Origin of the sequence: Arthrobacter ipis (assembly GCF_014694315.1) — a bacterium.
Taxonomy (GTDB): domain Bacteria; phylum Actinomycetota; class Actinomycetes; order Actinomycetales; family Micrococcaceae; genus Arthrobacter; species Arthrobacter ipis.
Genome location: NZ_JAAOXD010000008.1, coordinates 872 through 17,141 on the forward strand (window position 1 = coordinate 872; position 16,270 = coordinate 17,141).

General features: G+C 66.3%; 20 protein-coding genes. 11 read left to right on the forward strand and 9 right to left on the reverse strand.

Annotation, left to right across the window (positions count from 1 at the left end; translation table 11 throughout):
- A partial coding sequence (locus tag G9E11_RS18320; RefSeq protein WP_190608454.1) for a D-galactonate dehydratase family protein occupies positions 1-1,013 on the forward strand: 1,013 nt, incomplete at its 5' end.
- Positions 1,014-1,044: 31 nt separating this feature from the next.
- Here the strand turns inward: G9E11_RS18320 and G9E11_RS18325 are convergent.
- From G9E11_RS18325 to G9E11_RS18335, 3 genes are all read right to left on the reverse strand, one after another.
- Positions 1,045-2,631 (reverse strand): alkaline phosphatase D family protein, encoded by a 1,587-nt coding sequence (locus G9E11_RS18325; protein WP_190608457.1) that lies wholly within the window; start codon positions 2,629-2,631, stop codon positions 1,045-1,047.
- Between the two features lie 130 nt (positions 2,632-2,761).
- The gene (locus G9E11_RS18330) at positions 2,762-2,959 is read right to left on the reverse strand and encodes a hypothetical protein (RefSeq protein ID WP_076800319.1); all 198 of its coding nucleotides are present in this window, start codon (positions 2,957-2,959) and stop codon (positions 2,762-2,764) included.
- A 125-nt stretch (positions 2,960-3,084) separates the two neighbouring features.
- Complete coding sequence (locus tag G9E11_RS18335) at positions 3,085-3,327, reverse strand: hypothetical protein (protein ID WP_190608459.1); 243 nt, start codon at positions 3,325-3,327, stop codon at positions 3,085-3,087.
- 124 nt (positions 3,328-3,451) lie between these two features.
- On the opposite strand from G9E11_RS18335, the gene G9E11_RS18340 reads away from it, so the two are divergent.
- Both G9E11_RS18340 and G9E11_RS18345 read left to right on the forward strand, forming a co-directional pair.
- Positions 3,452-4,228, forward strand: coding sequence for a phosphatase PAP2 family protein (locus tag G9E11_RS18340; RefSeq protein WP_414635211.1), 777 nt, complete (start codon positions 3,452-3,454; stop codon positions 4,226-4,228).
- A 4-nt stretch (positions 4,229-4,232) separates the two neighbouring features.
- Positions 4,233-4,538 (forward strand): MmcQ/YjbR family DNA-binding protein, encoded by a 306-nt coding sequence (locus G9E11_RS18345; RefSeq protein ID WP_190608462.1) that lies wholly within the window; start codon positions 4,233-4,235, stop codon positions 4,536-4,538.
- Between the two features lie 9 nt (positions 4,539-4,547).
- Here G9E11_RS18345 and G9E11_RS18350 read toward each other — a convergent pair whose 3' ends face one another.
- Positions 4,548-4,862 (reverse strand): MerR family transcriptional regulator, encoded by a 315-nt coding sequence (locus G9E11_RS18350; RefSeq protein WP_190608465.1) that lies wholly within the window; start codon positions 4,860-4,862, stop codon positions 4,548-4,550.
- Positions 4,863-4,998: 136 nt separating this feature from the next.
- Between G9E11_RS18350 and G9E11_RS18355 the strand changes: the two genes are divergently transcribed.
- The 3 genes from G9E11_RS18355 (at position 4,999) to G9E11_RS18365 (ending at position 6,274) form a co-directional block, all read left to right on the forward strand.
- Positions 4,999-5,421 carry an Hsp20/alpha crystallin family protein gene (locus G9E11_RS18355; protein WP_111904976.1) on the forward strand — a complete coding sequence of 141 codons (423 nt, stop codon included), beginning with the start codon at positions 4,999-5,001 and terminating at the stop codon, positions 5,419-5,421.
- 91 nt (positions 5,422-5,512) lie between these two features.
- Positions 5,513-5,851: a J domain-containing protein gene (locus G9E11_RS18360; protein ID WP_190608468.1), complete on the forward strand. Its 339-nt coding sequence runs from the start codon at positions 5,513-5,515 to the stop codon at positions 5,849-5,851.
- A 33-nt stretch (positions 5,852-5,884) separates the two neighbouring features.
- Positions 5,885-6,274, forward strand: a complete 390-nt coding sequence (locus G9E11_RS18365) for a hypothetical protein (protein ID WP_190608471.1) — start codon at positions 5,885-5,887, stop codon at positions 6,272-6,274.
- 56 nt (positions 6,275-6,330) lie between these two features.
- Here the strand turns inward: G9E11_RS18365 and G9E11_RS18370 are convergent, their stop codons facing one another.
- Entirely contained in the window at positions 6,331-7,842 is a 1,512-nt protein-coding gene (locus tag G9E11_RS18370) for an AAA family ATPase (protein ID WP_190608473.1), read from the reverse strand.
- Positions 7,843-8,041: 199 nt separating this feature from the next.
- Between G9E11_RS18370 and G9E11_RS18375 the strand changes: the two genes are divergently transcribed.
- Positions 8,042-8,434 (forward strand): VOC family protein, encoded by a 393-nt coding sequence (locus G9E11_RS18375; protein WP_190608475.1) that lies wholly within the window; start codon positions 8,042-8,044, stop codon positions 8,432-8,434.
- Positions 8,435-8,501: 67 nt separating this feature from the next.
- Complete coding sequence (locus G9E11_RS18380; RefSeq protein ID WP_190608477.1) at positions 8,502-10,070, forward strand: GH1 family beta-glucosidase; 1,569 nt, start codon at positions 8,502-8,504, stop codon at positions 10,068-10,070.
- 31 nt (positions 10,071-10,101) lie between these two features.
- On the opposite strand, the gene G9E11_RS18385 is transcribed toward G9E11_RS18380, so the two are convergent.
- Genes G9E11_RS18385 through G9E11_RS18395 form a run of 3 tightly spaced genes read right to left on the reverse strand, consistent with a single transcriptional unit; the run spans position 10,102 to position 12,698 of the window.
- Complete coding sequence (locus G9E11_RS18385; protein WP_190608479.1) at positions 10,102-11,175, reverse strand: App1 family protein; 1,074 nt, start codon at positions 11,173-11,175, stop codon at positions 10,102-10,104.
- A 52-nt stretch (positions 11,176-11,227) separates the two neighbouring features.
- Positions 11,228-11,965 carry a DUF72 domain-containing protein gene (locus G9E11_RS18390; RefSeq protein ID WP_190608481.1) on the reverse strand — a complete coding sequence of 246 codons (738 nt, stop codon included), beginning with the start codon at positions 11,963-11,965 and terminating at the stop codon, positions 11,228-11,230.
- A gap of 10 nt (positions 11,966-11,975) precedes the next feature.
- Entirely contained in the window at positions 11,976-12,698 is a 723-nt protein-coding gene (locus G9E11_RS18395) for a GAF and ANTAR domain-containing protein (RefSeq protein ID WP_194718349.1), read from the reverse strand.
- A gap of 156 nt (positions 12,699-12,854) precedes the next feature.
- Between G9E11_RS18395 and G9E11_RS18400 the strand changes: the two genes are divergently transcribed.
- The 3 genes from G9E11_RS18400 (at position 12,855) to G9E11_RS18410 (ending at position 15,844) form a co-directional block, all read left to right on the forward strand.
- Positions 12,855-14,660 (forward strand): glycoside hydrolase family 15 protein, encoded by a 1,806-nt coding sequence (locus tag G9E11_RS18400; protein WP_190608486.1) that lies wholly within the window; start codon positions 12,855-12,857, stop codon positions 14,658-14,660.
- Positions 14,661-14,795: 135 nt separating this feature from the next.
- On the forward strand, positions 14,796-15,113 hold the full coding sequence (locus G9E11_RS18405; protein WP_190608488.1) for a YegP family protein: 318 nt from the start codon (positions 14,796-14,798) through the stop codon (positions 15,111-15,113).
- Positions 15,114-15,154: 41 nt separating this feature from the next.
- Positions 15,155-15,844 carry an HAD family hydrolase gene (locus tag G9E11_RS18410; protein ID WP_190608490.1) on the forward strand — a complete coding sequence of 230 codons (690 nt, stop codon included), beginning with the start codon at positions 15,155-15,157 and terminating at the stop codon, positions 15,842-15,844.
- A 45-nt stretch (positions 15,845-15,889) separates the two neighbouring features.
- On the opposite strand, the gene G9E11_RS18415 is transcribed toward G9E11_RS18410, so the two are convergent.
- A complete protein-coding gene (locus G9E11_RS18415; RefSeq protein ID WP_190608492.1) occupies positions 15,890-16,192 on the reverse strand; it encodes a hypothetical protein in 303 nt (100 codons plus the stop codon).
- Between the last annotated feature and the right edge of the window lie 78 nt (positions 16,193-16,270).

The window sequence follows — 16,270 nt, forward strand, 5'->3', positions numbered from 1 at the left end:
CCTCGTACTGGCGCCGCGGCCCGGTGACGATGGCGGCGATCGCCGCGGTGGACATGGCGCTGTGGGACATCAAGGGCAAGCTGGCCGGCATGCCGGTGTACCAGCTGCTCGGCGGGGCCTCCCGCAACGGGCTGCGCGCCTACGGGCACGCCTCCGGTTCGGACATCCCGTCGCTGTTCGACTCGGTCCGCGAGCACCTTGAACTGGGCTACAAGTCGGTGCGGATCCAGACCGCGGTGCCCGGGATCAAGGCCGTGTACGGGGTGGCCGCGCAGGCCCAGGCCTCGGGGGAGCGGTACGACTACGAACCCGCCGGGCGCGGTGCGTTCCCGGTGGAGGAGGACTGGGACACCCGGGCCTACCTGCGGCACCTGCCGTCCGTGTTCGAGGCGGTCCGGAACGAGTTCGGCCCGGAACTGCCGCTGCTGCATGACGGGCACCACCGGATGACCCCGATCCAGGCCGCGAAGCTGGGCAAGGCGCTGGAGCCGTACGACCTGTTCTGGCTCGAGGACTGCACCCCGGCCGAAAACCAGGAAGCGCTCCGCCTGGTCCGGCAGCACACCACCACCCCGCTGGCCATCGGTGAAATCTTCAACACCGTGTACGACTACCAGAGCATCATCAAGGAACAGCTGATCGACTACGTCCGGGCAGCGTCCACCCACTTCGGCGGGATTTCGCCGTTGAAGAAGGTCATGGACTTCGCCGCGCAGTACCAGATCAAGTCCGGCTTCCACGGCCCCACCGATATTTCCCCGGTCGGGTTCGCCGCGCAGCTGCACGTGGGCCTGGCGATCCACAACTACGGCATCCAGGAATACATGCAGCACTCGGCCGCCACGAACGAGGTGTTCGAGCAGTCCATGACCTTCACCGACGGCTACCTGCACCCGGGCGACAAGCCGGGCATCGGCGTCGAATTCAACGAGGAAGCAGCAGCCGCCTACCCCTACCAGCAGGCCTACCTGCCCTACAACCGCCTCGTCGACGGAACCGTCCACGACTGGTAGCGCCAGTCCCGCGTTCCTGGGAAGCGGGTGGCTAGGCGCGGGGCTGGAGGCCGGGCACGCCGTCGTCGATCCGGAAGGACGCCTTGGTGCTGACCGCCGCGCCCGGGGTGTTGACGTAGTCCAGCACCCTGAAATATGCCGTCAGGGAATCCTTCGTGATGCTGGTCCGGACGTAGCCGCGCTGGTCGTTGAAGAACTTCAGGTGCTCGTTCCAGGCCATGGTGGGGTCCGTGACGGAGCCAGTGCCGTTGCCGGTGGACGTGACGGACGTGCACACCAGCTCGGAGCCCACCACCGGCGCGTCCGGATTCTTGTAGTCGACCTTGACGTCGTTGGCCCAGTTGCGGTGGACGTCTCCGGTGAGGACGACGGCGTTGCGCACCTTGGCGTCCACCCAGCCCTGGGTGATGCGGCGGCGGGAGGATGCGTAGCCGTCCCAGCCGTCCATTGATACGTCGTCGATGTCGGCGGCCTGGTTGCGGTCCCGCTCGGCGAAGAACACCTGCTGGCCCAGGAGGTCCCAGCGCGCCTTGGACTTCCGGAAACCGTTCAACAGCCACTGCTCCTGATCGGCCCCGGTGATGGTCCGGTTCTCCGCCAGGCGTTCCTTGACGTTCTTCCGCCAGCCGTCCCCCGCCAGCTGGTCGTCGCGATACTGGCGGGTGTCCATCATGTGGAAGTTGGCAAGCTGGCCCCACTGAACCGTGCGGTAGATCTTCATATCTGCCCCGGCGGGCATGGACGGTGCGCGGAGCGGCATGTTCTCGTAGTAGGCCTGGAACGCGGCGGCCCGGCGCTTCCTGAAGTTGGCCGCGGTGTCGTTCAGCTGGGCCGGGTCCGCGTTTTCCGGGACCTCGTCCGCCCAGTTGTTATCCACCTCGTGGTCATCCCAGACCACCAGCCACGGCGCCGCCGCATGCGCAGCCTGCAGGTCGGCGTCGGCCTTGTACTGGGCGTGGCGCTGGCGGTAGTTCTCCAGCGTCACCGTCTCCGGGCCCTCGTGGTCCCGGACGTTCCCGCCGCCGGTCACGTAGGAGCCCTTCTTGTACTCGTACTGGTAGTCGCCGAGGTGCAGCACCAGGTCCGGCTGGTCCTCCGCGAGGCGGCGGTAGGCCGTGAAGAAACCGTGCTCGTACTGGGCACAGCTGGCGAAGGACATGGACAGGGCGGCGGGCGTCTCGTACCAAGCCGGGCTGGTCAGTGTGCGCCCAACAGGACTGACATGGCGGCCGGCGCGGAACCGGTAGAAGTACTCACGCCCGGGCTTCAGGCCGCGCAGCTCCGCATGGACAGAGTGGGCGCTTTCCGGCAGGGCCTGCTCCACGCCGCGCTGCACCACGTTCCGCATCGCAGGGTCCTCAGCAACCTCCCAGGCCACGGCGACCACGCGGGAGGGCATGCCGCCCAGCCCGTCTTCCGCGAGCGGGTTGAGCGCGAGCCGGGTCCAGAGCACGAAGCCGTCGGGCCAAGGGTCGCCGGATGCGACGCCGAGGGTGAAGGGATCTGTGGGGAGGCTCGCCTCTGCGTTCCGGGGATCGGCGACGGCGGTGCCGGGCAGGGCGATGACGAGGCCGGCGCCGAGGCTGCTGGTGATGAGTGTTCTGCGAGTGATGTCCATGGCCCCGAACCTAACGGGGCAGCTTGGACAGGCGAGGACGCGCGAGTGAATCGCGAGTGAACGGTAACGCGCCTTCCGGGTAAGCGGCCGGATTGCACCTGGAAGGCTGCGCTTACTTGGAAGGCTGCGCTTACTTGGAAGGCTGGGGCACTTCGCAGGTCAGCTTGGGGTTGGCGCCCATGTAGTTCAGCGGCCCGGCGGCGATGGTGATCGCCACGGTTCCGGCCTCCGTGCACGAGTCCGGGGAGCCGCCGAAGTAGCCCCGCTGAAACGCGGCAAATACGCCGATGATCAGCCAGATGACCACAAGCAGTCCGATGATCCTCACGGCAGCCTCCGTAGCCCCGTTGCCACTTCAATGTGTGACTAATTATCCACCGGGCCTGCCAATCAGGACAGTGCTACCGGAACGGGCCCTGCCGTTCTGCGGAGGGCTCGGGCCCCCGCATCCGGTCAGCTGGGTTCGGTGGTGTCCACCGGTGTTTCCTCGACGTCGGGCGTGTCCTCAGCCGTGGCAATCTGGCTGCTGCTGGGCGTTCCGGCCCGCGGGCTGTCCTTGCCCTCTTCCGGTTCGAACGTGTTCGGCTCGCCCGCGCCCACCGCGACGCCGTCGCCGGAGTCGGGGACGCCATCCCCTTGGGTCTGCGGTGAAGTTCCGCTGTTCTGGTCTTCCTGGCCGGTTCCTTCAGCGCTCATGTCGTCTCCTGAGACCTCGTGGGGCTGGAAGTTTCACCGTAACAGCGGGGAGTGGCATCTGTAAGGGGGCTTAGGATTTCACTTCTAAGGCAGTTTTCCTCAGCGAACACAGGCGGTCTTTCAGGTGGCAGAAGAATCAGCGGACAAGCAGGGCTGGTGGCGCGTCTTTCACGACAAGTTCGTGGTTGAAGAACGCTACATGGAACCCAGCGCGCGGAAAGCGCTCTACGTGACGGCGATCGTCCTCGCCGTTGTGGGGGCAGCCGTCTTCTTCTTCGCACTCTCCGGTGTTCAGGACCATGACGGGTTGGCCAGTGCCGATGACGAGGCCTGGAGGTGGCTCCTGACGACGCGCTCGCAGGTGCTGACCATGGTGATGATTGTCCTGGCTGTAATCTTCGGGCCCGTGGCGCTGCCCATCATCGTCCTCGTTGTCACGGTGGCATGGGGCATCCTGGCGAAGCATGCCTGGCGGCCGATTCTATTGGCGGCAGCAATGCTCACCGGCGTGGGACTGGCGCAGCTCATCGGCAGGTCGGTCGACAGGCAACGCCCTCCCGTGGACCAGATGCTGTTCGGCGCAGACCACACCTTTTCGTTTCCGTCGGGCCACGTTCTGGGGGCCTCGGACTTCCTGCTGATAACGGCGTTCCTGGTCTTTTCCCGCCACCGGAGACCAAAGACAACAGTGGTCGGTTTTGTCTGCGCCATCATCGGCGTGATCCTCGCATCCGTCAGCAGGCTGTACCTTGGCTATCACTGGGTGAGCGACGCCGTGGCTTCCGTGGCACTCTCGCTGGTGGTGCTCGGTGCCGTGATAGCCGTCGACACCTGGCGCACCGCCCGGGTACCGGGCGAAGAAGTTACGGGCGAGCTTTCCAAGGCCGACGCCCCGGACTGAAAGCATGGCCACCGAAGCCGATGTCCGCAGGATCTGCCTTGCACTGCCGGGCGTGACGGAGCGCGTCAGTTGGAACCAGCCAGCCTGGTTCGCTAGAACCCTGATGGCCCGCATCTGGGAGACGGACGTGCTGACGGTCAAAACCGCCGAGCGCGAGGCGCTCACGGGCACGGACCCGGAGACGTATTTCTGGACGCCGCACCATGAGCGTTCACCGCAGCTGGTCCTCGTCCGGCTTTCAAGGGTCGACGGCGGCCTGCTCGCCGAGCTGCTCGAGGATTCCTTCCTGCTCGCCGGCGGCCGGCTGTAGCGGCAGCGATCAATCGCCGTCGTCCGGGCGGGCGTTCCGGGCCCTGGCAAGCTTCAGTTGCCGCCGGAGACGGGTGTTGTCCATTTCCAGTTCCAGCACCTTCGCCACGCCCGCCAGGTTTAGCCCTTCGTCCAGGAGTTCTCCGATGCGGCGCAGGACGGCCAGGTCGGATTCGCTGTACTGGCGGGTGCCGCCGTCGGTCCTTTCCGGTGTCAGCAGGCCGCGGCGCTCATAGAGCCGGATGTTTTGCTGGCCCGTTCCCACGAGCTCCGCCACCACCGAAATGGCGTACAATCCGCGTCCGGTGCTGTCCCGGTTGGCCATATGATTCCCCGTCCAGATTTTTCTCGATTACCCTTGCCCCAGTTTGTCACCGGTGCTATAAAAAATCTATACCCATCACCATAGATGCCGGTGATGGGTGGCTCTAGAACCTACATGCTGAAGGGAGTGGGAAATGATGCTAATCCGTACCGACCCGTTCCGCGAGCTGGACCGTCTCACCCAGCAGGTCTTCGGAACAGCAGCCCGTCCGGCGGCCATGCCTATGGATGCGTGGCAGGAAGACGGGGAGTTTGTGGTGGCCTTTGACCTGCCCGGGATTTCGCCGGACGCAGTGGATCTGAACGTCGAAAGGAACGTCCTCACTGTCCGGGCAGAGCGCCGGGACGCCACCCAGCCAAACGTCGAAATGGTGGTTTCCGAGCGGCCACGCGGCGTCTTCAGCCGGCAGCTCATTCTCGGTGACACGCTGGACGCGGACAACATCAAGGCCAGCTACGACGTTGGAGTGCTGACACTCCGGATCCCGGTCGCCGAGCAGGCGAAGCCACGGAAGATCGAGATCGAAAGCAAGGGCCAGCTGCATCAAATCGGGACGTAGCCGGCCACCGCGCTGGCAGGGGCGGCCTTCGCCTGCCCGAAGGCCGCCCCTGCCACGGCAACAGCAACAACCCACTTAACAGGCTTCAGTGATGACCACACCCGCACCGGACTACTATGCGGTGCTGCAGATTCCGCACCGCGCGTCGCAGCAGGAAGTCGCCCGCGCCTACCGCACGCTGATGCGCCGCCACCATCCGGATCTCGCCAACGGTGAAGCGGTACCAGCCGAACTGCAACTCGTCATGCAGGCCTTCTCCGTGCTTCGGGATCCGGAGCGCCGGGCCGCCTATGACCGTGAGGTCCTTCGTGCCGGGGCTCCCGACCCATCCGCCGGCCAGCCCCACAGCATTCCAGTCCACGTGGTCCAGCACCGTGAACCGCCGCTGCGCGTCACCCCCGTCCGGTGGGAGAGCGGACCGTGGGCCTGAACCCGACCTGAACGTCAGAGGAGAACCACAGCCATGAGCGATTGGCGCCGCTACGACTCCCACCTGATCCCGGCCTTCCATGAGCGCTTCGAGCAGCGCTGGGGCAAGGGCACAGCGCCGTTCCTGGACCCCGAGGCCCATGAGGAGCCACTTCCCCGTGCACAGTGGATCAATCCCACAACCGGTGCTGCCCTTGCCGTGGTGCCCATCTGGTCCGACGACGACCGCCAGCACCGTACGTTCGGAGTGTTCTACCTGCCGCCGGCCGGGGACATTTGGGTGCTTCGCCCTGGCCTCACCCAGTTCCTTGAGCCTGGCGAGGCCGGCTCTTCGAACCTGGTGGGCCTGCGGAATGACGCCTTCCGCAAAGCCGTGTCCCACGCCAACGAATTCCTCTTCGGGCCGCCACCGCTGGTGGACTGACCTGTAACTGGACCGGCCCGCAAGTGTGCCCGCAAGCTAACTGACAAGTAGCTGGACTAACCCGGCCCGGCGAAACCAACGCTGCCAAAGTCGGGCCCGGGAAAGAATCCTGGCCGGGGGAAACCCGGCCCGCCAATTCCCGGCCCAGGGAAGCTAGGGCCGCCGAAGCTGCCCTGCCCGTCCCCGCCGCCGGCGGGGCCGCTGCCCAGCAGGCTCCTGGTGAGGGTCTCGCCGTCGGCCATCAGTTCTTCCACCGCCCCGAGCAGGTGACTGTCCGACACGGGTGCGCCGTCCAGTGCGGCGCGCACGACAGCGCGGCGGACCAGTTCGCGCGCGAACGAGGCCGTTGTTCCTTCGGTACGGGCGGCGGCCTCCCGGACAGCCTCGGGACTGAACGGAATGCCGCGCGCATACAACGTCACCAGCCCGACGCGCTCGTCCGCGGCCGGCAGCGGAATATCCACGGCGAGGTCCACGCGGCCGGGGCGCTGGGCAAGGGCACGTTCGAGCATGTCCACGCGGTTGGTGGTGAGGACGAATGCGACGTCGGCGTCGTGGTCCAGGCCGTCCATGGCGTCCAACACCTCGAACAGCAGCGGCTGCGGCCCGTGCCCGAAGCTCCGGTCCTCGGCGATCAGGTCGCAGTCCTCAAGCACAACGATCGATGGCTGAAGGGCCCGGGCCATGGCGGCCGCCTCGGAGATCCTGGCCAGGGAACCTCCGGACAGCAGGATTGCGGTGATGCCGGCACTTTGGCTCAGCAGGTACCGCACCGTGTGGGTCTTGCCGGTCCCCGGTTTGCCGTACAGCAGGATGCCCCGCTTGAGGTGCTGGCCGTACTCGTTCAGCGACTCCCGGTGTGCGGCGATGCCGAGGGCGTGATCTGTCACTTTCTGGAGCAGCCCCTGGGGCAGAATGACGTCGGATGCGGTGAGCTCCGGCCGGGCGTGGAACGTCACGCCTCCGGTGCTGGGCCCGTACTCTCCCATGACCAGGGATATGACCTGGCCCTTCAGGACGCTGCCGCGCTGCATTCGCCGGCGGAACTCGGAGAGGAAGTCCGCGGCGTTCTTCGCATCGGCAGCCAGAACCTCAAGGCACGCCGTCTGCCGCCCGTACCGTGGCGCCGCGTCCCGCTGCAGGACAGCAACAGGGCTGCCCGCATGCCTGAACAGCCACAGGCCCAGCGCCACGGCCTGCCGCTGTTCATCCGGTCCCACAGCCAGGTTGATGTAATCGGGCTGCGACAACGGAAACTGCGGGAAGAACTGCGACTGCTGCAGCATGTCGCTCAGGGACTGGTGGTGGCGCTGGTCACCGCCACCTATGCCCACCAGCCGGAACTCCGGGTCCTCGGCGGCGAGCTCGGCCATCAGGATGTCTGCGTCCACGAACCGGTGCGCCGGCACCTCCTCCACCACCACAGCAAGTGATTCTGCCGGCACGGCCAGATGTTCGGTGATTGCTGTCAGTAGCTGCCGTCCGGCCTTTACGCGGTGCTGCCCGGACTGGGCGATCTGCACCAGCTGCGCGAAATCATCGATGAACTTCCCCAATTTTTCATCCATGCCGCAGACCCTACCAGCGCCGGTCAAGACCACCCCGGTTGGTGGCCGGACTGCGCCCGGCCTCCCTTCCGGGGCCCCTCGTCAGGGGCCCCGGCCTGTGCCATTCTGGGGGGTACCGCAGTCCAGAGGTACCGCCGTCGTCTTGAGCTGTTAATGGACCGGAGCTGTGGAAGGACCGGAGCCGTCGAAGGAGAAGGCCATGTTTGCGCCCAAGGTTTCGTTTTCCAGCTTCAGCGTTGACGACGTTGCGCGCGCCCGGGAGTTTTACGGGCAGACGCTGGGCCTGGCCGTGTCCGACGGCGCAATGGGCACGCTGGAGCTGTCCATGTCCGAGGGCCACAGGATTTTTGTCTATCCCAAGGACAACCATGAGCCGGCCACCTTCACCGTCCTGAACCTGGTGGTCGACGACGTCGAAGCGGCCGTTGACGAGCTCAACGCGGCTGGCGTCCACACCAATATCTACGACGATCCCGGCCTCCCCACGGACGAAAAAGGAATAGCCCGGGGGATGGGCCCGGATATCGCGTGGTTCAAGGACCCGGCCGGCAACGTGATTTCCGTGATTAATCCGGGCAGCGCGGCGCCCTGAGCGGTAGACTCCGGCAATCTGAAGTTTTTGGCCCACCGGCCTTTCACAACGTCACAGAGGTCTAGCGATGCATCCTTCCGCCAAAGAATTGGCCGCCATGGTTCCGACCGGATTCACCCTGGGGGTGGCTACAGCCGCGTTCCAGATTGAAGGGGCGCTCGATGAGGACGGCCGGGGACCCGCCGGCTGGGACGTCTTCGCCGCCAAACCCGGGACCATCGTGGACGGCCACAGTCCCGCCGTGGCGTGCGACCACTACCACCGCATGCCGCAGGACGTGGCCCTGATGAAGGAACTGGGCGTCGATTCCTACCGGTTCTCACTGGCATGGCCGCGGATCCAGCCGGACGGACGCGGAGCGGTGAACCGGGCCGGCCTGGACTTCTATGACCGGCTGCTGGATGAGCTGCTGGCCAACGGAATTTCGCCGATGGTCACGCTCTACCACTGGGACACTCCGCTGGCTCTCGATGAGGACGGCGGCTGGCTCAACCGGGACACCGCTTACCGGCTGGGGGAGTTCGCCGCCATCGCCGCGGCCGCGTACGGGGACCGGGTGGCCCGCTGGGTGACCATCAACGAACCCGCCACTGTGACCACCAACGGCTATGCCCTGGGCCTGCACTCCCCGGGGAAGGCCGACTTCGCCAACGGCCTGCCCACCGTACACCACCAGCTGCTCGGCCACGGCCTGGCCCTGCAGGCCCTTCGGGCTGCGAAGGTACCCGGCGAAATCGGAATGACCAACGTGTACTCGCCCGTGGTGCCCAACTCCGGCAACCCGCTCGACTGGATCGGTGCCGGAGCCATGGATGTGGCACAGAACCGGCTTTATGCCGATCCGGTGCTCACCGGAAAATATCCGGACCTGATCCGGGCGGCGAAGTTCTTCTCGTCCTTCGACCATCCGGACGAGGACATGGCCGTCATCTCCCAGCCGCTGGATTTCTACGGCATGAACTACTACATGCCCACCCGGGTGGCGGCGGGCGGTGGCGACAGCCCGGTTCCGGCGGCGATGGCGGAGGCGATGGGGGATGACCTCAAGGACGCCACGCCCGGTGCCCCGCTGCACATCGAACCGTGGCCGGACACCGAAACCACCGCTTACGGCTGGCCCGTGAAACCGGAATATATGGCCGTGGCGCTCAAGGAAATGGCCGAACGGTACCCGAACCTTCCGCCGGTGATCATCACCGAAGGCGGGGCGAGCTTTGTGGACGTTAAGATCCGCGACAAGTCCACCAACCGGACCTTCATCCCCGACGAGCGGCGGCTCCGCTACCTCTCCGACCACCTCGGCACAGCGCTCCGCGCCACGGCCCCCGGCGGCGAGGCCGAAGCGATCGACCTCCGCGGCTATTACGTCTGGTCCTTCATGGACAACTTCGAATGGTCGGGCGGGTACAAGCAGCCGTTCGGCCTGGTGCACGTGGATTTCGAGACGCAGGTGCGCACGCCAAAGGCCTCGTTCTATTGGTTCCAGGAACTGCAGGAGGAACGGAGGCTGGCGGCGTCCGCGGATGCCGCCGTCGCGGCTGCGGCAGCAGAGCCGGACGGAGCCGTGGCTGATGGAATGCTGACAGACGCAGGGATGTCCGACGGCGGAACGTCCGACGGCGGGCCGGTCACCTAAAGCAGTTGGTCACCTAGAGCAGTTCGGGCACCTAGAGCAGTTCGAGCTCCCTGAGCTGGCGGGCTATGCCCGCCCCGTCGGGGGAGTAGATCCACGGCACCGTTGAGGCGCTGTGGTCCCCGTCCTCGGAGTGGCCGCCGGCGAAGACGGCCTCGCTCACGGACAGTTGCCTGATGGCGATGGCTGCCACATTGTGCGCGTTGTGCTGTGTGAACTGCGAGTAGATCTGCTCGTCATGCTGGCCGTTGTCGCCAATCAGCAGCCAGCGCATGTGCGGGAATTCCGCCGCCAGCCGCTCAAGGTTGCGGCGCTTGTGCTCCTGGCCGCTGCGGAACCACCGGTCCTGGGTCAGTCCCCAGTCCGTGAGCAGCAGCGGGCCGGCCGGATACATGTTCCGGGTCAGGAACCGTGCGAGCGTCGGCGCTGCGTTCCAGGGGCCGGTTGAGAGGTAGATGACCGGCGCGTCGGGATGCTCAACCGTGAGCCGGTCCAGCAGCACCGCCATGCCCGGGGTGGCCATCCTGGCCCGCTCGCTGAGCACAAAGGTGTTCCAGAGCGCCAGGAACGGCCGGGGCAGTGCCGTGACCATGACGGTGTCGTCAATGTCGGAGACAATGCCGAACTGGGTACCGGGGGCAATTACAAAGATGCTTGCTTCCGCCGGTTCAGCGCCTGCGGAACGCAGTACGGCGGTGTGCCAGCCCGGCGCCAGGGATACCGGAATGTCGATGTCCACCAGCCCGCCCCGGTCCGCCTTAACCTTCGTAACGGTTCCGCCGATCTCGATCTCCACCTCGGAGCCGGGAATGGGAACGCTGGTGAAGGCGCGCCAGCCACGCACATTCTCCGTGCCGTTCCGGGCGGCATGGTCGGCGCGGCTGCCGGGCACCGGCTTGCTGGCCAGCACCACCCTGCCCAGAACGCGAACCCACTCCGTGGAACCATAGCCCTGGTACGCGACGGTCTTGGGTTCGAACTTCCAGCGCCGCGCGGTCTTCAGGCGCGCCGTATTGATCGCATCCGAGAGCCAATGGGCCAGGCGGAAGACGCGCCTTCCTGACAAACTCGTCCCTGCCAACGGTGATTCCTGTGACGCCATGTCCATGCCTTCACTCTGCCACAGGGCAGGGGCCCATGGGTTGCCGTCCTGCTCTCTGTTACTCCCCGCCGTCTCCCAGCATGCCGCGCAGGGTGGCGGCGTTACGCACGGCGTTGCCGCCGCCGTCGTTGTTGAAATACGCGAAGACTTCCCGTCCGGAGCCGCGCCACTCCCGGATTCTGTCCGCCCACCAGCCCAGTTCCTCGTCCGAGTAGGAGCCGCCGTACAGGTGCTGGTGGTCGGGCCCGTGCAGCCTGACGTAGACGAACGGGGCGGTCGCCTGCAGGTTGCAGGGCAGGTTGGCACCACTCATGACGGTGTACGCGGCCCCGTGCCGTTCCAGCAGCCCGTACACATCCGGCTGCTCCCAGCTCGGATGGCGGAACTCCACCGCCACCCGGATCCACCCGGGCATGGCGCCGAGGAAATAGTCCAGGCGGGCATCATCCCTCGCCATGCCGGGAGGCAGCTGGACTAGCAGCACGGCGCGCTTGTCGCCGAGTTCGTGCCAGCACCGCGAGATCCGTTCAATCCAGACTTCGGGAGCGTACAGCTTCTTGCCGTGGGTGAGGCCGCGCGGGGCTTTGACGGACAGGGCAAAACCGGCCGGCAGCCTGGTCCGCCAGCCGGCGAACGTGGTGTCACGCGGCCAGCGGTAGAAGCTGGCGTTGAGCTCCACTGTGCTGAACCGTGCCACGTAGTGCTGCAGCCGGTCACGGGTGGGAAGCCCCGGCGGGTACAGCACATTTTCCCAGTGGTCGTAGCTCCAGCCGGACGTTCCGATGTGCACCGTCACCTGGCGGCCGTCACTCGAAGTGGGTTGCCACGGGCCCGCCGCCGGCGGATTCCACGATGGCGGCCGCGACGTCGCGCAGCTTCAGGTTGCGCGTGCTTGACGCCGACTTGATGAGGTTGATGGCGTCCTCCTGGCTGCAGCGGTTCTGCGCAATGATGATCCCGACGGCGGTATCGATGATGGTCCGCGACTCCATCGCCCGCCTCAGGTTGTCGGCGTTATCGTTGCGCTGGGCCAGCAGGACCGCGAGCCGGAGGCCCTTGGACGCCTGGCGGACATAGCTGATGGCGCTCTCCACGGCGGCGGCGTCAAAGACGTTCGGCTTCTCGGAATACATGTTCAGCCCTGCCCGCGCGTCGTCGCCGGGCAGGTCGAACGGCACCGCCAGGACTGAACGGATGCCGTTCCTCAGCACGGTGTCGTTATAGTCGGGAAACTCCGAATCGAGCTCGAAGTCCGGCACATGGACCAGGACACCCTCCCGGCAGGAGCGAAGGCAAGGACCATCACCAAACTGGTACTGGATTTCGTCCACTGCCTGGGCGTGCTCGCTGCTGCTGGCCACGGTGGCCGCCGAACGGTGCCGCAGGAGAGTGATTCCGCAGTAAATCTGCCCGCGCGGCCCGGACATGCTCTCCGAAGTGAACCGTGCCAGCTCGTCCAAAAAATCCTGGACATCCTGCGTGTCCAGCAACAGGTCCTGGACATGCCCCACCACATCGGCTTCGTTCAAGCGACTATCCACGCGAGGCTCCACTTCCGCCCGTCACACCGGCTGCCGGAGTACTGGGCAAGGCTGGCTGGCAGGCTCCGGCGGCCGCTCCGCCTAAGTTCAGGCTACACCCGGCCGCCCCTCGTGCCGCGAGGCCTGCTGTGGCACTGTAAGGGCATGGTACGCATTGAAGATTATGCGGTGGTCGGGGATCTGCACACGGCGGCCCTGGTCAGCACTGAGGGTTCCATTGACTGGCTGTGCCTGCCGCGGTTCGATTCGCCGGCCTGCTTCAATGCGCTCCTGGACACCCCCGAATCCGGCCGCTGGCTCCTCGCCCCGGCAGCCGGGGGCGGCTGCACACGGCGCCGCTACCGCCGGCACACCCTCATCCTGGAAACCGAGTGGGAAACCGACGACGGCGCCGTCCGGGTTATCGACTTCATGCCGCCCCGCGACGAGGTGGCGGACATCGTGCGGATCGTGGTGGGGCTGCACGGACATGTCCGGATGAGAAGTGAGCTGGCCCTGCGCTTCGACTACGGCCACATCATGCCCTGGGTGCGCCGGGACAGCCACGGTCTCCACGCCATCGCCGGTCCTGATTCTGCCTATCTGGTGACCACTGCCCCGCTGCGGGGCGAACGCATGCACACCGTCAGCGACTTCACCGTGACGGCCGGCGAACGGGTGCCGTTCGTGCTGACGTGGGCGCCTAGCCATGTGCGCCGGCCCCGTTCCGTGGATCCGGAAGAAGTTTTGGACTCCACCGAACGTTTCTGGCAGGAGTGGGCAGACAAATGCAAGGTATCCGGGCCGTACAAAGATGCGGTCCAGCGCTCGCTGATAACCCTGAAGGCCCTCACGTACGCGCCCACCGGAGGCATCGTTGCGGCCGTGACCACGTCGCTGCCGGAGCAGTTGGGCGGGCCGCGGAACTGGGATTACCGCTTCTGCTGGTTGCGTGATGCCACCCTGACACTTCAGGCGCTGCTAGCCGCCGGCTACACCTCCGAGGCGGCGGCCTGGCGCGACTGGCTGCTGCGGGCCGTGGCAGGCGATCCCGCCGACCTGCAGATCATGTACGGGATCCACGGCGAACGCCGGCTGCCGGAAATGGAACTGCCGTGGCTGGCGGGTTATGAGAATTCCTCGCCGGTGAGGGTGGGCAACGCCGCCGCGGGCCAGCTGCAACTGGACGTGTGGGGTGAAGTGCTGGACTGCCTTGCCCTGACCCGCAACTCGCTGCTGAAGCATACCGACGAAGCCTGGGACGTCCAGGTGGCGCTGATGGAATACCTCGAAGGCGCCTGGGACCAGCCGGACAACGGGCTGTGGGAGATGCGCGGTCCGCGGCGCCATTTCACGCACTCCAAGGTGATGGCATGGGTGGCGGCGGACCGGATGGTCAAGGGGGTCCGGGATTCCCGGCTTCCCGGCCCGGCAGACCGCTGGGAGGCGCTCCGCGACACGATCCACGCCGAGGTCATGGCGAACGGCTTCGACGCCGGCCGGAACACCTTCACGCAGAGCTATGGGCGGCCCGAACTCGATGCCAGCCTGCTCCTTATTCCGCGCGTCGGCTTCCTCCCGCCCGACGATCCCCGGGTGATCGGCACCATCGAGGCCATCCAGCGTGAACTGACGGAGGACGGTTTCGTGCTCCGGTACCGGCCCCAGGCGAGCGACGACGGCCTGCCGGGGGATGAGGGGGTGTTCCTCGCCTGCTCCTTCTGGCTGGTAGAGGCGCTGCTTGGGGCAGGCCGGCGCAGGGAGGCCACGGAACTGTTCGAGCGGCTGCTGTCGCTGCGCAACGACGTTGGCCTGCTGAGTGAGGAATGGGGCGTCCAGAGCGGGCGGCACCTGGGGAACACCCCTCAGGCGTTCAGCCATTTCGCGCTGGTGACCAGTGCCTTGGAACTGAATCAGCACCGGCCCCGCCGGAGCGACAGGCCGCTCCCGTCCAAGGCCGGCACTGCCTGAGGGGCCCGCGCTGACCGAGGGGTCAGCGTCGTCGGCCTTGTTCGAGGAGTATTTGGGTGACACCTCTCACCTTTGGCGTTAGGTAAGTATACTTACTAAACACGTCACCCAAGGGTGAAGAAGGAGGAGAGCCAAATGGCTGGATATTTCGAGTTGGTGGACGCTCCCGACGGCGGTTACAGGATCCGGCTGCTCGACGGAACGGGGGCGCTGATGGCGGTGTCCGTCACCTTCCCGACGAAGCGCGCAGCAGTTGCCGGGGTTGCCCAGGCCAGGGAGATTGCCGGTACGGGCCTAATCCGGGACTGCTGCAAGGATGCCGTGAAGCGGCCGGCACAAAAGCGCCATGCCTGGCCGGTCCGGCAGCCAGTGAAGTCCATGGCGGGTGCAGGTCACGGGTCCCGGAAGACCGCACCGCAGCGGGTGCCCGCGCCACGGCTGGCCGAGCGCTGAGGTCGGCTGGAGTGTCAGAGGGCAAAGAGTGGCAGGATCAATTGTCGCAGGGGCAGCGCAGGGAGAAGGGTGTCCTGTTCGATGTTGACGGGACCCTGATCGACTCCGCTTATATTCACACCCTTGCCTGGTGGCAGGCGTTCCGCCAGTCGGGCTTCGATGTGCCCATGGCCCGGATTCACCGCTGTGTGGGGATGGGCGGGGCGCGCCTGGTCGACAATCTGCTGCCGGACTCCCGGAACAAGGACGTGGACGAGGCTATTCTGTCCGCCCATTCCGGGATCTTCGGCACGTACTGGCCCTCGCTCCGCGCCTTCGACGGTGCCCGCGACCTGCTGGCCAGATGCAGTGAGAGTGGACTGGCGGTGGCCCTGGCCTCGTCCGCGAGGGAGCAGGATCTCCAGGCGCTCCGCTCGGCGCTGGCGGCGGATGACTTCATCGACGCCGCTACGAGCTCCAATGATGCGGAAAACAGCAAGCCTGAGCCGGACATCCTTGTGGCGGCACTGGAAGCCGTCGGGCTGGAGGCCTCCGGGGCCGTCTACGTGGGCGACGCGGTGTGGGATGTCATGGCTGCCGGCAAGCTCGGCATCCCCACCGTTGCCCTCACCTGCGGCGGTACCAGTGAGGCGGAGCTCCGCGAGGCGGGGGCCGTTGAGGTCTACGATGGTCCGCGGGAGCTTCTGGACAACCTGGGCGGCAGCGTGATCGGGAAACTGCTGGCCGGCTAGGGGATCAGGGCTTGAGGCGTCCGGGCTTGAAGGGTCGTAGCGCAGTCAGGCCCCGGCCGTGTCCCCACTGGATTCGGTGTTCGTGGCCCCAGTGGTGGTGGACTCGGTGTTCGTGAACCCGCCACCCCGGGGCTCGTCGGCGTAGGTTCCCTTGTTCCACGACACCGCGACCGCCACGGAGCCGTCGTCGTTCCGGACCACCTCGGTGAGCACCTCCGAAACCGCCGCCCCCATGGCGAGGATTTTTGCTTGGTAGGTGGTCACCAGTTCCTCGAGGCTCGCCTCTGTCCATTCGCCTGGCCGCATGCGCGTTGAGATTTCCACCGGTTCGGGCTGGTACAGCGACATGATGGGCGCCTTTCCTTGGGGGCAAGAACAGTTCCTACGCTAGGAGCGTTCCGCGGCTGAAACAAGGGAAAAGGCAAG

Bases quoted from the DNA above. Each gene is read 5' to 3' on its own strand.
- G9E11_RS18325 (WP_190608457.1), bottom strand. From the start codon at position 2,631: ATGGACATCACTCGCAGAACACTCATCACCAGCAGCCTCGGCGCCGGC.
- G9E11_RS18335 (WP_190608459.1), bottom strand. From the start codon at position 3,327: ATGAGCGCTGAAGGAACCGGCCAGGAAGACCAGAACAGCGGAACTTCA.
- G9E11_RS18345 (WP_190608462.1), top strand. From the start codon at position 4,233: ATGGCCACCGAAGCCGATGTCCGCAGGATCTGCCTTGCACTGCCGGGC.
- G9E11_RS18350 (WP_190608465.1), bottom strand. From the start codon at position 4,862: ATGGCCAACCGGGACAGCACCGGACGCGGATTGTACGCCATTTCGGTG.
- G9E11_RS18355 (WP_111904976.1), top strand. From the start codon at position 4,999: ATGCTAATCCGTACCGACCCGTTCCGCGAGCTGGACCGTCTCACCCAG.
- G9E11_RS18360 (WP_190608468.1), top strand. From the start codon at position 5,513: ATGACCACACCCGCACCGGACTACTATGCGGTGCTGCAGATTCCGCAC.
- G9E11_RS18365 (WP_190608471.1), top strand. From the start codon at position 5,885: ATGAGCGATTGGCGCCGCTACGACTCCCACCTGATCCCGGCCTTCCAT.
- G9E11_RS18370 (WP_190608473.1), bottom strand. From the start codon at position 7,842: ATGGATGAAAAATTGGGGAAGTTCATCGATGATTTCGCGCAGCTGGTG.
- G9E11_RS18375 (WP_190608475.1), top strand. From the start codon at position 8,042: ATGTTTGCGCCCAAGGTTTCGTTTTCCAGCTTCAGCGTTGACGACGTT.
- G9E11_RS18380 (WP_190608477.1), top strand. From the start codon at position 8,502: ATGCATCCTTCCGCCAAAGAATTGGCCGCCATGGTTCCGACCGGATTC.
- G9E11_RS18385 (WP_190608479.1), bottom strand. From the start codon at position 11,175: ATGGACATGGCGTCACAGGAATCACCGTTGGCAGGGACGAGTTTGTCA.
- G9E11_RS18400 (WP_190608486.1), top strand. From the start codon at position 12,855: ATGGTACGCATTGAAGATTATGCGGTGGTCGGGGATCTGCACACGGCG.
- G9E11_RS18405 (WP_190608488.1), top strand. From the start codon at position 14,796: ATGGCTGGATATTTCGAGTTGGTGGACGCTCCCGACGGCGGTTACAGG.
- G9E11_RS18415 (WP_190608492.1), bottom strand. From the start codon at position 16,192: ATGTCGCTGTACCAGCCCGAACCGGTGGAAATCTCAACGCGCATGCGG.